The 14,382-nt window shown below is 60.8% G+C and carries 12 protein-coding genes; 7 read left to right on the plus strand and 5 right to left on the minus strand.

The window, feature by feature from the left end:
• Positions 1-86 precede the first annotated feature (86 nt).
• Together ACTG1K_RS12770 and ACTG1K_RS12775 are read left to right on the plus strand one after the other, a co-directional pair.
• Positions 87-1,502 carry a GumC family protein gene (locus ACTG1K_RS12770; RefSeq protein ID WP_440005594.1) on the plus strand — a complete coding sequence of 472 codons (1,416 nt, stop codon included), beginning with the start codon at positions 87-89 and terminating at the stop codon, positions 1,500-1,502.
• Positions 1,503-1,894: 392 nt separating this feature from the next.
• Complete coding sequence (locus tag ACTG1K_RS12775; protein ID WP_201987842.1) at positions 1,895-2,554, plus strand: hypothetical protein; 660 nt, start codon at positions 1,895-1,897, stop codon at positions 2,552-2,554.
• Between the two features lie 378 nt (positions 2,555-2,932).
• Here the strand turns inward: ACTG1K_RS12775 and ACTG1K_RS12780 are convergent, their stop codons facing one another.
• Positions 2,933-3,778 (minus strand): DUF1194 domain-containing protein, encoded by an 846-nt coding sequence (locus ACTG1K_RS12780; protein WP_440005597.1) that lies wholly within the window; start codon positions 3,776-3,778, stop codon positions 2,933-2,935.
• Positions 3,779-3,935: 157 nt separating this feature from the next.
• Here ACTG1K_RS12780 and ACTG1K_RS12785 point away from each other — a divergent pair, with 157 nt between their 5' ends.
• Positions 3,936-4,703 (plus strand): hypothetical protein, encoded by a 768-nt coding sequence (locus ACTG1K_RS12785; RefSeq protein WP_440005599.1) that lies wholly within the window; start codon positions 3,936-3,938, stop codon positions 4,701-4,703.
• On the plus strand, positions 4,690-5,136 hold the full coding sequence (locus ACTG1K_RS12790) for a hypothetical protein (protein WP_139740440.1): 447 nt from the start codon (positions 4,690-4,692) through the stop codon (positions 5,134-5,136). Before ACTG1K_RS12785 ends, ACTG1K_RS12790 begins: the two co-directional genes overlap by 14 nt.
• Here ACTG1K_RS12790 and ACTG1K_RS12795 read toward each other — a convergent pair.
• The 4 genes from ACTG1K_RS12795 to ACTG1K_RS12810 are packed head-to-tail and all read right to left on the minus strand — an operon-like array spanning position 5,114 to position 10,090.
• On the minus strand, positions 5,114-5,590 hold the full coding sequence (locus ACTG1K_RS12795; protein WP_440005601.1) for a hypothetical protein: 477 nt from the start codon (positions 5,588-5,590) through the stop codon (positions 5,114-5,116). The genes ACTG1K_RS12790 and ACTG1K_RS12795 overlap by 23 nt on opposite strands.
• Positions 5,591-5,601: 11 nt before the next feature.
• Complete coding sequence (locus ACTG1K_RS12800) at positions 5,602-8,142, minus strand: hypothetical protein (protein ID WP_440005603.1); 2,541 nt, start codon at positions 8,140-8,142, stop codon at positions 5,602-5,604.
• Positions 8,139-9,338 (minus strand): glycosyltransferase, encoded by a 1,200-nt coding sequence (locus ACTG1K_RS12805; protein ID WP_440005605.1) that lies wholly within the window; start codon positions 9,336-9,338, stop codon positions 8,139-8,141. Before ACTG1K_RS12805 ends, ACTG1K_RS12800 begins: the two co-directional genes overlap by 4 nt.
• Positions 9,335-10,090 carry an acyltransferase gene (locus ACTG1K_RS12810; protein ID WP_021230246.1) on the minus strand — a complete coding sequence of 252 codons (756 nt, stop codon included), beginning with the start codon at positions 10,088-10,090 and terminating at the stop codon, positions 9,335-9,337. Before ACTG1K_RS12810 ends, ACTG1K_RS12805 begins: the two co-directional genes overlap by 4 nt.
• A 299-nt stretch (positions 10,091-10,389) precedes the next feature.
• On the opposite strand from ACTG1K_RS12810, the gene ACTG1K_RS12815 reads away from it, so the two are divergent.
• The 3 genes from ACTG1K_RS12815 to ACTG1K_RS12825 are packed head-to-tail and all read left to right on the plus strand — an operon-like array spanning position 10,390 to position 14,371.
• Positions 10,390-11,709: a lipopolysaccharide biosynthesis protein gene (locus ACTG1K_RS12815; RefSeq protein WP_040069216.1), complete on the plus strand. Its 1,320-nt coding sequence runs from the start codon at positions 10,390-10,392 to the stop codon at positions 11,707-11,709.
• Positions 11,697-13,103 (plus strand): O-antigen ligase family protein, encoded by a 1,407-nt coding sequence (locus ACTG1K_RS12820; protein WP_440005607.1) that lies wholly within the window; start codon positions 11,697-11,699, stop codon positions 13,101-13,103. The genes ACTG1K_RS12815 and ACTG1K_RS12820 overlap by 13 nt, the downstream gene beginning before the upstream one ends.
• The gene (locus ACTG1K_RS12825) at positions 13,100-14,371 is read left to right on the plus strand and encodes a glycosyltransferase (RefSeq protein WP_440005609.1); all 1,272 of its coding nucleotides are present in this window, start codon (positions 13,100-13,102) and stop codon (positions 14,369-14,371) included. Before ACTG1K_RS12820 ends, ACTG1K_RS12825 begins: the two co-directional genes overlap by 4 nt.
• The last annotated feature ends 11 nt before the right edge of the window (positions 14,372-14,382 follow it).

The raw sequence follows: 14,382 nt of genomic DNA on the forward strand, positions 1-14,382 counted from the left end.
CGATCTGCTCACAGAGGCGATCAGCTCCTCTGGTGGCACTGCCTTTGCATCGTGCGGGGGGAGGGCCTTTCTCAGGGAGTGATGCCATGCCTGTCCAGTTCTATTACAACCTCTACATCATTCTCTTTGCCGCCTGGCGCCGTCGCTATCTGCTGGTGATCCCGGTACTGGTGATGCCGCTGGTGGGCGTCACGGTTGGCCTGCTCACCCCCAAGGAGTATGAGAGCCGCACCACCTTTATGGTGCCGCAAGATGCCAACCAGACCCCGACCCTCAAGGATCTGATCACTCAGGAGAGCCTGAAAGATCGTTTTGCGGTGCTTGAAGCCCTGCTGCGCAGCCGTTATGTGCTGGACGGGGTGGCGCGGGATCGCGGTCTGGTCAATGACGAGACCCCACCCGACCAACGTGATCTCATCATGGACTGGCTCTCGAGTGCCGTCTCGCTGCGGCTGATCGGTGATGAGGTGATCGAGATAAAGGTAAAAGCGGATTCTGCGGCCAACAGCGCCGGTTTGCTCGAAGCCATTTCGCGGCGCTTTTTCTTCAACCTGCTCAGCAAGGGGCGCCAGTCGGCGGAATCGTCCGAACGTTTCCTGCAAAGCCAGCTCGACAGCCGCCGCAGCGAACTGCAAGAGGCCGAGCAGCTGCTCGCCGATTTTAAACGGGAGCATGCCAGCGCCTTGCCCCAGCAGCAGAGTACTAACGTCGCCCGTCTCTATGGTTTGCAGGAGCGCTATGCCGAGAGCCTGATCACCTTGCAGCAGGCCAAGGCCCGGGTCGATCAGCTCTCGCTGGGGCAGGAGAGCCAGCTGGCCCGCCAACTGGATGAGAAGCTGCAACTGATGCGCACCGAGCTGGTGTTGCTGCGGGCCCGCTACAGCGACGAGCACAGCAAGGTACAGAGTCTGCGCTATCAGATTGACCAGTTGCAGCAGGAGTTTGAGCAGCTCAAATCCCAGCCGGATATGGCCCGCGGGCCCGAGTGGCAGCTGGCCCAGACGCAGCTGACGGAGGCGGAGCAAAACGCCGCCGGCTTGAAGAGTCAGCTGGATGGGCTGGACAAGGTGGTCGACTCCCAGGGGGATACCGAGCGCCAGCTCGCCGAGCTGGAGCGGGATCTGGCGGTCAAACGCACCCTCTATCAGGATTTGCTGCTGCGCTATGAGAAGGCCAAGGTGACCGGCGATCTGGGCAACTTCGAGCAGGGGGAGCGGATCAAGGTGATCGACAAGCCCTTTGCCCCCAGCAAGCCGAGCAACTACCCGCTCTGGCTGTTTTTGCTGGCGGGCATTGTTGGCGGGTTGGGGCTGGGCTGCGGTCTGGCACTGGTGGCCGAACTGGCGGATGCCAGCCTGCGCCGCTCCGATCAACTGGCCGCCCTGGTCAAGGCACCGGTGCTAAGCCGGATTCCCTACTGCGAGCCGGTGCCGGACTATCCATCCCACAGTGATCAGGCGCTGGATGGGCAGGTGCTGCCCATGTCACCAGAGCCGGGTTGATTGCCACAAAAACGGGCTATCAGCCGGAATCTGAATATTTCTGAAAAGGCCTTGTGATAAGGCCTTTTTTATATTGTACGGATGGTGGAGTAAACATCGCGGCAAGCCCCATAAAACGGAGATAGACTTCATTTTCAAATTCCGTTTGTTGACTGTGGTTTTACCTAATGTTAAAAGTGGAGCCGCTCAACGCTATTAATAATTTACTTATAAGCTGAGGGCAGGTTAGTAATACAGCTACTTTAAAACGATTTTATTGGTTTGGATGACGAGTTATATGGCTAGTTTATATGAGATGCGTTAAGAATGCGTTAATGGTTTCTGTCGTGTAATTACTATATTCCTTATTTTATTTCATTTAAAACTTATCATGTATGTTAGGGGGTAATATAGTGTCGAGTGAGAAGGAAACCCTCGGAAGGTTATATTTATGGCAAGTAGCACTTAATAGAATTAGTGATCTTTTAGCACTGAAACTACGGGTTGACCGTTTCTGTAACTCTGGAAGACCACAGAACATTACCCTATTGTATGATGAAGAGCGTGCAAGGTTAAAAATTGGCTTACGTCTGGAAGGTGCTGAGTTAGATAACTTTGAAGATAAGCATGGTTCTCTATTTCCAGATATTCATGACATTCACCTGATTGGCGAATTAATAACCGAAGAAATAATAATTAAGTTCTGTACTATTTTTAACGATGGTTATGGAAAGGTTGGTGTTATTTCTGGTAATAAGAAATCATTTTGGGAACCTATTGTCGATAATGTGATTGCAGATGCATTTGCGGGAGATGTACGAGAAAGCTTTTACCAGTTTATTGAGCAAGCTAAAGCATATCGTAACCAGCAGGGAGCACACTTTGATCAACAAAATTTCTATGTAAAACATGGCGATAAAAAATCTGATGAAAATGGGCTTATATCTCATGTTGGTTGGAGTAGTGCCTTGCTTAGTTTTAACTGGGACTTTGTAGCTGAAACCATTCCTAAGTTCAAAGAATCTTTAAATAGTTATGTTAGAAAATTACAGCAACAAGCTAATATTATTTAGTGAAAGGAAATAAAAACATATGACAAGCACGTGAAGGGGTAAATAGCTTGGCTGAGCTCACGCTTTGTTCAAGTCGTAGGTTCAATTATCCCCGGTAGGCGTAATCGGGCGCTCGCGGTGACGCTCGCCGCTCATATGGCAAGTACGTCCTGACCGGTGCCAGTCGAAAGTGAGTTTTTTGGGGGGAGACGTGGCAAGATGGGAGCGAGTTAAATAAATATATTACAGAAAGGCCGCGAACGTCCGATTACGCTTCGCTAATCGAACCTACGCCTCTAGGAAATAAGTTGCTAAGAAATATAAATCGTCAGAAGGCATGTAATGGTAAAATAAATCAGGGAGCCATAGCTCCCTAATCGCGACACACGGGGTGATTAACTAGCCGATAGCTGGCGATTGTTGCCAGTTGGCTTGCTGCGGACGGCCTTGAGTTCGGCGTTGATAGCGCCAGGCCAGCAGTAGCGGCATACCGAGCAGCAGCTGGGCGGCCAGCGGGATCTCCTCGATGGGGGCGGCCAGTGCCCCTTCCGGAATAATGCCCCCCTCAATTTCGGCAGCCAGTTTGAGCTGCAAGGCATTGCCAAAGTCGGCGAAGGTGGTGGCGTTGATCACAAATGCATCCTGACCGCCCGCCACGTTCTCCACATACCACTCTTGCAGTACCCCATCGGCATAGTCCTGACCTATGGTGATGCCGTTGATGGTATCAATGCCGGAGGCGAGCAGTTGATCCCGCACGGTGGAAGTATCCAGCCCGTTGTTCTGGATACCGTCACCCGACACATCCATCACCTGGCGGGCGGCGGTGAAGTTGTTGGTATCAAACTGCTGGGCACCAAAGGCCATGGCCGAACCGGGTGCCGTCATCCCCGCAAAGGGGCGCACCAGTGAATCCAGGGTCGCGGCGAAGTTGTTGATGGAGGTCATGTCGTAGAGGTGGAACCAGTCAGTCATCAGACTTTGCTGGTTGCTGCTGCTCCACATCACCATTTGTACCGCGATGGACCCGAGTTTGCCGCCACTGGTGTCGAGGATGGCGCTCTGTACATCCTGATTGTAAAAGGCATCCACATAGCCCTGTAATTGCAGATTGAATTCCGATGAACTGACACTGCCCGACACATCCATCAGCAGTTGCAGTTCGGTATCGACTTCGGTCAAGGCGTATGCGGGGGAGGTTACCAACAACATCCCCAGCAGCCCTGCCAACGGTTTGAGTTTCATTGCTCACTCCTTCTCCTTGGCGCTAGTGCCAGCAGAGGGAATGAATAAAGCGTGCCAGTTTTGTTGAATCTTCGGACTTGGCTTGGTCCGGGTGAAGCCGGGCAGGCATGGAACTTGCGATAGCGCTCAAGAGAACTGATAACCGGCAGGAGTTGCGATGGAGATCCGTCCCTGGCAGTGGGCACCCAACTGGCTGCTACTTGGTTTGGCCAATCAGTGGGGCATGGTGTGGCTCAATATGGGCCACTTCAACTTGCTGGTGGTGTTGCTGATTGCTATCTGGTGGCAAATTGCATCGCGGGTTGCACCGAGCTGGCGCCCGCATCCACTGGCGCTCGCCCTCTTTATCCTGCTGATCCTGATCCCCAGCGCCAGTTGCAAGGCGCTGGCCTGTCTGCTGTTGGTGGCCTCGCTGTGGCGCCGTCATCAGAGTGGCGATGAGCGGGCGGTGTTGCAGATTGTGCTCGCCTTTACCGTGGCGGTGTTGTGGGGGCAGCAGGTGTTTGCACTGCTCTCCGGCCCCGTGCTGGCGTTCGATGCCTGGGGGGTAGGCCAATGGTTGCAACTGCTTGGCTGGGAGACTCGCCTTGATGGCAATCGCATCGAGCGGTTGGGGGGCCATGCGCTGATCGTGCTCAAGGGGTGCTCCTCGTTTTCTCAACTCTATCTGGTGGTGCTCTCCTGGCTGGTCTCCTGCTGCTGGCTGGCACCGGAGCGCCCCCTCTACCGGCAGTGGCCCATGTTGCTGCTGGTTTGCCTGCTCTATATCGGAGCCAATCAGCTGCGGTTGGTGCTGATGAGCCTGGATCTGCGCTGGTATGGCTGGCTCCATACCGGCTCGCTGGCCCAGCTCTACCAGTGGGCCATCATGCTGCTGGTGATGAGCATTCTCTTTATCCGGGGGCGCCGTGATGCATCTATCTAGGGGATATCTGCTGCTGTTGCTGGTGGCGCTGCTCAGTGCTGCCGCCATGGGCTGGCGTTATCAGAACCGGGCGATCAATGAGGGGGCCAAACCCATGCTGATGGAGCTGGTCCAGATGGGCTGGCGCTTGCGGGTGGCTACGCCAGTATTGGGCGGCACCTATGTCAGCTATCAGCTGGCCCATCCCCGCTGTGACGGCCTGTTGCAGGCCATGCTGGTGGCACCGGATAGCGAGGCGATGTCAGTGACGCTGGCGAGTGAAGGGATGAGTCAGGGGGTGATGTTTTTAGGCGAGTTGCACCAGAGCCCGCCGCTGCTCTCTTACCGTCTGACCCAGGGTTGGCGCAAGTTGTGGGGGCTGACCCCTTATCCCCTCTATCGGGTGGCTTTGCCGACGTCTTGCATTGACCTTATTGCGCCGCCGCTGGGGTGACCGACCCCGGTTCACCGTTTGGCAGAATGCGGATCAGCAAGGTATTGGGGGCCAGCATGGGGTCATAGCGTGGCTCCAGCTCAATGGCGCGAGCTCCCAGCAAGCGGGTGAGTGCGGTCAGCCGCACGCTCGCCATCCGCGCACTCTCCAGCATGTCAGTTTGCAGCCCGGGGCCGCTTACCAGCGCAATTCGGGCCGGATCCTTGCGTCCTAAAAACTGATGCAACTGCTGCTCCTGATCCGCTGGCAGTTGTGTCTCCGCTTGCTGGTACTGCAGTTGCAGCTGGGGCTGTTCGGCCAGCTGTTGTTCCCGCAACTGGTTGAGAATCGGCAGGGTCTCATTGACCGGCTCCTGACGGGCGCAACCGGTGAGGATCAGCAGCGGCAGCATCAGGGGCAACAGGCGGGGCAGGGCGCTGTCTTTGGCTGTGGAGCGGGGAGTCTGGTTGGCCATACGCAGTCACTTCAGGAGGATGAGTTGGCACCAGTTTGCAATGTTTTCAATCCCTTGGCCAGTTGTTCAATCTCGCGGCGCCACTGGATCCAGGCGGCAGAGGGCAGTTGCTCTGCCACCTGCCAGCGGGTGGGCAGCTGATCGCGCAGGCGCTCCAGCAGCAGGGCGGCCTCCACCTGATAGCGGGCTTCCTGCTCCAGCCAGGCGAGCCAGCGCAGATCCTCGATGGCTTGCTGCAACAGCAACAGATCGTGAGAGAGGCGGTGCGCCTCGCAGGCTTGCGGGCCGAGCAGCATAAAGTCGCTTTCCCGCCCATCGGTGGGGTCATAGGGCAGGGCGGTGGGCATGCGGCCATGCCACTGCAAATAGCCCTCGGCGCCGCTTTGCCACAGATAGAACCCGGCGGCTCTCGGGGTGCCCAGATTGTAAAACCAGGGGGTGACCTTGTGCTGGCGCACCCGCGCCACATCGGCCTTGTCGGCGCCAAAGCCTGCGTTGATCAGGGCAATCTCCACCTCTGCCAGCAGACCAACTTGACCTGGATGATTGAAGTGGCCCGCGCGGATCACCGCCGGATCCCGCCGTTTCATCTCCCGCGCCAGGGTGGTGATGGCGGGCAGGGTGGCAAGATCCGGCTCATCAAACAGGCTCCATGCCAGCGGCGGCAAGCCGCTGGCGGTCAGCCCCTGTTGCCGCGCCTGCCATTGATCAAGCTGGCTGGCAGGGTCGCTCCCCCAGCGTTTGAGCGGGGTATAGGCCAGCAGGGGCGGCACAAAACCGAGCCCGGCTGCCTCTCCCGTGACCTCCCGCATCCCTGCTTCATCTTGTGGCAGGGCGGGCGAGAGGCCGCTGATCCCGAGCTTGGCGAGCCGCTCCAGATCGCAGCGACTGGCCGTGGCGATCTGCTCTTTTAGCGCCTCGGTGTCGGGGCTCAGCCAGTTCAGATAGGGGGGCGCTTCGACATAGATGCCGACCGGCTTGCTGGCCGCGGGCAGAGTCAGCGGCAGCACCTCGATAGTCAGTGGCAGCTGCACCAGTTGCTGCTGGCTCAGCAGCTGAATATTGCCCAGATAGCGCCCCGCAGGCGCATCGCGGGGGACTGTGATCTGCAGCACCAGACGCCGAGGTGCGTCTGCCAGCAGGGTGAGCCCGGCGATCCCCTCGACCAGCTCCTGATCCGAGGGAGCCAGCAGGGTGCCGCTCGCCTGCGGGCGAACAAGATGCCACTTGCCGTAATAGGGGGTCAGCGCCAGCGGCGATCCTGCCTGCTCGGGGGGCTGGATCACCAGCAAGGGGGCCGGATCGTCGGTGGCGGCGTGGATGGCAAACTCCAGCAACAGCTGGCTGCCACGGGCGGCTAGCACGGGTTGTGAAGCCTGCTTCAACGCATCGGCCGCAGATAGTGGGGCGATCTGCAGGGTTGGGGCGGCATCCGTAATCGGCGTGAGGCTCAGCTGCTGCGAAGCTGGGGCTGGGGTTGGGGAATAGGGGGCCAGAGTCCACTTCTCCAAAAACAGCTGGCGCTGCTTGGTCAGCACGATTGCGGTAGCGTCGGCCAATACGGCGTGATCTTTTCCACTATTCGGGAGAGCCTCTTTGCTGGTGGGGGCCGGATAGGGGGCAAGCAGCAGCCCCGCCAGGTATTTGGCATCCGGCGAGTGGCCCACCAATGTGATAGTGAGCGGGCCGCCGGGGTGGTTCAGGGTGACATGGACCGGGCCGCCCTGTCGTGCCCCGAACAGCTGCCAGGGATCCGGATTTGGCAGTGCCTCGCGGGATTGTCCCGCCAGATAGCGCTGCGTTAGCCACTCCTGCGGTTGCCACTGCTCGGCCCAGATGGGCTCACCATTGATCAGCACGCTGCGCTCGAAGGGGTGGGGGAGGTACTCCCACTCGCCGGGGTCATCGAGCCAGAGGGTGAGCTGGTAGCGTCCTTTGGCGACCTCCAGCCGTACGCCATCCAGATTGCGCAGCCCATCGCGCACCAGGGCATCGCCGGAGGGGCGCAAGATGGGGGTGGGATGGCCAATCAGCCGGGGATCCCCCGGGCTCAGGGCTTCAAAGCCGGTAAAGCGGGGCGCAGCCGCCGCCCCCAGATCCAGCGCAATGGTGCCCTCAGGCAGAGTCAAACCGGGCTCCCAGTACCAGCGGTGAATGGTCAGCGAGGGGGCGTTATCGGCCATAAAGAGATAGAGCTTGGTGAGCTTGTCCAGCGCCAGCGCTCTGGGTTGGCTGGTGCGCCACTCGCTCAAGGCAAAGCGCTGGGTGAAGGGGCCGGGGGCGACAATTCGCTCCAGATTGACCCGGCTGCGGTAGTTGACCGAGGCCTCATCGTCGATACGCAGGATCAGGGTTTGCGGGTGGGCGCTGGGGTTATGGCCCTCGATCACCAGTTCATCATCGCTGCCTATTGGCCAGTTGTAGGTGCTCAGATCGAGCCGCTGGGGTGTCTGGTTGCCTGTCAGGGGCAGCGGGGTCTGCCCCTCCAGCCGGGTGGCGGCCATTGCTGCATGGCAGCAGAGCAGGATAACCAGCCAAAGCCCTCTGCTCATCCGGCCAGCCCCTTCAACCAGTTGTTCAGCTCGGCAGCCTTGTGATCCCAGCTTTGCTGGGCCACCTGCTGTTGGCGAGTGTGGCGCCCTTCGCTGCGGGTGAGCCCCTCCCAGCCACTCTCCTGAAACCAGCCCGGATTGGGTTGATCAAAGGCGGCCCGATTGATGGCCTGGGCCAGGCTCTCCCCACTGCGGGGGAGCTGGATCTGATCCCGATAACCATCGAGAGCCGGAAAATCGGTGCTGACGATGGGTCGCCCTGCGGCCAGATATTCACGCAATTTCAACGGATTGCAGGCTCGGATCTGGGCGTTGTCGACAAAGGGCAGCAGACTCACCTGCCAGTGCTGGGCATAGGCCGCCAGCGTGTGATGGGGACGGGGCCCCAGCAGATGGATATTGGGGAGCCCCTTGAGGGGGGAGATATCGGTCTGGACCGGGCCAATCAGCACCAGATCCCAGTGGGGCAGGGCGGCGGCCGTCTCTGCCAGCAGGGGGATATCAATCCAGTCGCTCAGGCTGCCGTAAAATCCGGCAATGGGACGGCCGGAGGGGAGATCCACTGGCCGCTCTCTGGGGGGCATAAAAAGTTCGAGATCCACGCCGTGGCTGAGGAGCCGGGTTTTATGGGGGGGAAAGCGGCTGGCCAGCGCGGGGCTGGCGGCCAGAATGAGATCCGCTTTTTCCACCAGTCGGGCTTCGCAGTGAGCGATGGCCTGATGATCCACCCCCGCCAGCGCCGAGAAGTCATCGCCGCAGTAGTAGATGACCGCCCGCTCTTCGAGCTTGCCAATCAGATCGACGGCGCTGGGCAGGGAGATCCAGAGCAAGGGGCGATCCAGCTCGGGCAACTGGCGCCGGATCTGCGCCGCCAGCCAGTGGCCATTGATCTTGCCCGCCAGCCGACTGCCCGGCAGCGGTAAGGCGAGCGGCGGCAGAACCCGGGGGCTGCTGACCTCTGATGGCGCAACCGACTGGCCGCCAGCATGGCGCGCGCCGCGCAGCACGGCCCCCAGTTTGCGGACGATGCGGGTGAGATCATGAAGGGTAAAGCGGGGACAGCGCATGCCGATGGAGTTGACCCAGAGCACCTGATAATCGGGCAACAGACGCTTGATCAGATGCTGGGTGCTGGAGGGGTGCTGGCCCCAATCCTCTCCCAATACCACCAGTTGCGGCAATGAGTGTGGTTTCATGCAAAGGTCTCCGAAGCGTGTGCGAGGTCGCTGTGATCCTGTGGTTGCAAGGGGCGCAGTACTGTGGCCGGTACACCCGCTGCCAGCACACCTGCGGGCAGATCCCGGGTGACGACGCTGCCTGCGGCGACAATGGTGCCGGCGCCTATGGTGACACCGGCCATCACCATCACCCCAGTGCCAAGCCAGACATCCTGCTCCAGCACAATGGCCCCCACCTGTTCATCGCGATCCGGCAGGCCCCGGGCGCGATCGCGGGCGTTGACCGGGTGCCCCGGGTAGCCCGCCAGAAAGGCACGGCCAGCAATTCTGACGTTATCCCCCAGCACTATCTTGCTGCCCACCGCCAGGGTGGTCTGCCAGCCAATCCCGACATTGCGGCCAATGACCAGCCTTGGTGTCTGGCTCGATGCCCGGCCGCTGATGGTCATGGCGGCGCTGAGACGGCAGTCGGCGCCGATCTCGATGGTGACCGGACCGCTGATATAGGGGATGCCGCCATAGAGATAGAGGCGCGGGGCGGGGGCCGTGAGGCGAGATTGAAACAAGGGGGTCCACCAAAGGGTGCGGGTCAGGGTCGCCAGCGCGTTGCTGCCCAGCAGATAGAGCCGATAAAGCAGCCGATGCAGGGGTGGGATCACTGGGCATGACCAGTGGCGGGCGCTTTTGGCCAGGCGCCATACCCGGCGAGCCAGTGGCGTTTCCCCCTGTTTGGCCCAGCTTTTCATCCGGTGCAGGTTGATGGTGTTCATGGCGACCTCTCCCTCTGGTGCAGTCCGTTGCTCGCTAAGCAGAAAGCAGGGATCGGGCCAACAGGACGCCCCCTGTTAGAACGGGCCAAATGGGGCTAAGAGGAGAGTCAGATTGCGCCGGTCGGTGCAATTTGCAGCCAGCGTTGTGCAAAACGCAAATGCCAGTCTCATTCTGGGCTTGTTCAGGCCGGTTAAGCCGCACAGAGAAGCTATCGTATCTGGGCGGGAGTGAGTGGCGTGGGCTTTGCATTAGCGGTAGCTGACCCGAAGCGGGATGCTTCGGGTGGCTGGGAGGCCCTATGAAACTTGGTGTGAACCAGATTGCCATGCTCTATTACGCCGGCGGCTTGCTCCTGATGAAGGGGATCTCTCTGCTGATGCTGCCGGTGTTGACCCATCAGCTGCTGCCTCGTGAATACGGCCAGTTGGAGGTGCTGCTTACCCTCATCAATCTGGGCTCCCTGATCCTTGGCTTCGGGCTGGTGGATGCCCTCTACCGCTTTGCCGGATTGGCGAAAGACGAGCAGGAGCGCCAGCAGGTGGTGGCCCGCATGTTTGGGCTGGTCTGGCTGATCGCCCTGGCCAGTCTGGTGCTGCTCTGGCTCTTGGCACCTGTGGTGCAAGCCTGGCTGCCGGTGGAAACCCGCCTTGCGGATGTGCGCTGGGTGCTCTGCGCCCTGCCGTTTGAAGGGGTGATCGGCGTGCCGCTGGCATGGCTGCGGATGCGCAATCAGGCGCAGCTCTTTTTCGTGGCGACCGCAGGCAAGGCGGTGATCCAGTCGGTGCTGACCGGCTGGTGGCTCTGGCTCGGCTGGGGCGTGAGCGGGGTGCTGGCCTCCGGCACCCTGACCTGCGTTGCACTGGCGCTGCTGCTGAGCCTCTGGCAGTGGCGAGATAGCGGGATCCGCTTTGACTGGCAGCACTACCGGCCGCTGCTGCGCTATGGATTGCCCCTGGTGGTGAGCGGGCTGGCAGGCTTTGCCCTGAGCGGACTGGATCGCTGGTTGCTGGCCGATGTGGTGGGGGAGGCGCTGCTTGCCTACTACGCCGTTGCGGGCAAGCTCGCGCTGGCGGTGGGGTTGTTGCTGCAACCCTTTGCCCTCTGGTGGTATCCCCGCCGTTTCATGCTGCTGCGCGAACCGGATGGACTGCGACTAAATGCTCACTACAGCGTGATGGGGTCGGTACTGGGGTTTGTTACCGCGGGGATTGTCGGGCTCACCGCCCCCTTGCTCATTCGCTGGCTGACCCCGGAGAGCTATCACGGGGCGATTGCCTATATTCCGCTGCTGGTGCTGGGTATGGCGGTGCGCAATGTTTCGGACTTGCTCAATGTCGGCTGCTTTAGCGGCGAGAAGAGCAATGCCCAGATGGTGATCAATCTGGGCTGCAGCGCCCTTGGGGTGGCAGGCTTTCTGCTCGCCATCCCCCCCTTCGGAGTTGCCGGGGTGATCTGGACCCTGCTGCTGGTCTATCTGGTACGGGCGCTGGCCTTTTATCTGGTGAGCCAGCGGTTGCTGCCGCTGCCGTATCGCCTCTCGACCCTCTGGGCCAGTTCGCTTGGGGCGCTGGCGATGGTCTGGCTCGGCCAATGGTGGGCAGGATCATGGCTCGTCTAACGCCAGCCATCTGGGCAAGCACCATCTGTCTGGTGCTGGCCTTGCTCTGGTGGCGGCTGCCCCATCCCTTGCTGCTACCGGTGCTCGGCCTTGCCATTCCCGCCATCTGGTTTGCCCTGCGCTGGCCCTTCTTGATGGTGCTGGGGTTTGTCACTTTCTCCTTTTTCCGGCTGCATGAGGTATTCCCCCAGCTCTATCCCCTCAAGATCCCGCTGCTCTTCTCGCTGGCCGCCATCGGCGCACTGGTCTGGCACATTTTGCTGACCGGCCGGATCAAGCCCTACTGGAGTCCAGCCCTGAGCTGGCTGACGGCCTTCTTTGTGATGGTCTCCATCGGTGTGCTGTTTGCCAGCAACCGGGGCGAGGCGATCGCCACCTGGACCGGCAGCTACAGCAAGATCTATCTGATGACCCTGGCCACTGCCTGGCTGGTGCGCACCCCGGGGGATTTTGCGCTGGCGGTGCGCACCTTTGTTGTGGCGGGCTGTCTGGTGGCGCTGGTGGCCCTTTACAACAAGGCGAGCGGGATCGGGCTGGTGGAGGGGACCCGGGTGACCATAGGGCGCGAGCTGGGCTCTGTGCTGGGGGATCCCAACGATCTGGCGCTGGTGCTGCTCTTTCCTGCCGGTTTTTCGCTGAGCTTGCTGCTCAATCAGGGCAATGGGGTAGGGGGGCGTTTGTTGGGGGGGCTTGGCTTTGCGCTGACCGCCGCCGCCATTATCGCCACCCAGAGCCGCGGCGGCTTGCTTGGCGTGTGTGCGGTCAGCGGCCTGTTTGCCTGGCAGCGGGTGAAGTCGAAAACCCTGTTGATCTCGATGGGGATGGTCGCGCTGGTGGTGCTGTTTGCCGCCGCCGGGATCAGCGACCGGGCATCTGGCGGCGCCGCCGAGAGCGGGGTCGATGCCTCGGCCATGGGGCGGATCTACGCCTGGCAAGCGGCCTGGGGCATGGCGCTGGGCCATCCGCTGGTGGGGGTGGGCTTGTCCAATTTCTATTACAACTACTTCTTCTACAGCCCCCATTGGGATGGACTGAATCATGCGGTGCACTCCACCTGGTTTGGGGTGCTGGCTGAAACCGGCTTTGTCGGGCTGGCGCTGTTTATCGGCATGGTGACTGTGACCCTGCGCAGTTGCTGGCATTGCCAGCTTGCTGGCATGCCTCCTGCAGTGATCACGGCGATGCAGGGGGTGATGGCCAGCATGGTGGGGTTTGTGATTTCGGGATCCTTCCTGACCCAGGGTTTTACCTGGCCCATCTATCTGGAATTGGCGCTGGCCGTTGCCGCCATCAAGTACGTGCAGCAGGCGGCCACAGAGGCGAAGGCCACCGCTGAGGAGCATCAGGAGGCAACCCGGTTGCCGGCAGTGCCACCAAAGGGAGCAAGAGGATGAATGCAACCCCTGTTTTGCTGGTTCACTACGGAGAGGACTGGATCCGCGGCAGCGAACGCTGCCTGCTGGATCTGCTGGCCCACCTCGATCGCAGCCGGTTTACGCCCCTGCTCTGGTGCAATAGCCCGATGCTGGCGGCAGAGGCGGCCACCCTCGGGGTCGAAACCATGGTCGAGCCGTTCAGCCTGCTGCTGGGATGGCAGGCGCCCCGCTTTGATCTTGCGGCCCATCGGCGTCTCTCCCTGCGAGCCAGAGAGCTCATCACCGAGCGGCAGATTGGGCTGGTGCACGCCAACAGCGCGGCCCCTTGTCAGTGGCTGGCGGGGGTCTGTCGGGCGTTGCAGGTACCGCTGGTGTGCCACCTCCATGCCCGTTACCAGCCAAGAGACAGATTCAGCCTGCGGGTTCATCAGGCCAGCGTGCTGATCGGGGTGAGCGAGCCGGTATTGACCGGTTGGAGCCAGGATGGCTGCACGGCCGAGCGGTTGATCCGGGTACCCAACGGGGTGGATGCCGCTCGCCTGAATGGCGGTGCTCACTGGCCGGTCGTCGGTATGCTGGGCTTGCCCCCGGGGGATATGATCATCGCCACCGTCGGCTCATTGATCAAACGCAAGGGGATTGATCTGCTGATCCGCTCGCTGGCTGCCCTGATGGCATCGGGGGAGGAGGCCCAGTTGCTGATCATTGGCAGCGGCCCGGAGCGGGAAGCATTGATGGCGTTGGCTGTCGAACTCGGGGTGGCCGAGCGCGTCCACTTTTTGGGCGAGCGGCCGGACAGTGCCGCTATCTTGCGGGGCGGGGTGGATCTGCTGGTCTCCGGAGCCCGTGAGGAGGTGTTTGGTCTGACGTTGGCGGAGGCGGGCATGTTGGGGCTCCCGGTCAGTGCCTATCGGGTGGGCGGCATTCCGGAAGTTGTGGAGGAGGGGGTGACCGGCTTGCTGGCAACCCCGGGGGATTGGGTCGAGATGGCTGATCACTGGCGGCAATTGAGCAATCCGCAGCGCCGATGTGCGATGGGACGGGCCGCTAAGTTGCGTGCCGAACAGTTGTTCACGGTGGCGCGCTATGTCGACGGGGTCACGGCGGTGTGGGACGCCGCGCTGGCTGGTCGTTGGCACTTAACGGCCCCCGCGCCCTTCCGACCACTCATTCATTGGGCGGGGCAACGCCTCCTTGCCAGAGGTCGCAATATGCTGGCGAGTGGGATGGCAAGAGTGGCGCAAAAAGTGCAACTGGGGTTTGGCCGCCGCAAGGTGCCAGAGTAAGGGAGCAGCAA

The organism is Aeromonas sp. 102P, from assembly GCF_051920345.1.
Taxonomy (GTDB): Bacteria; Pseudomonadota; Gammaproteobacteria; order Enterobacterales; family Aeromonadaceae; genus Aeromonas; species Aeromonas veronii.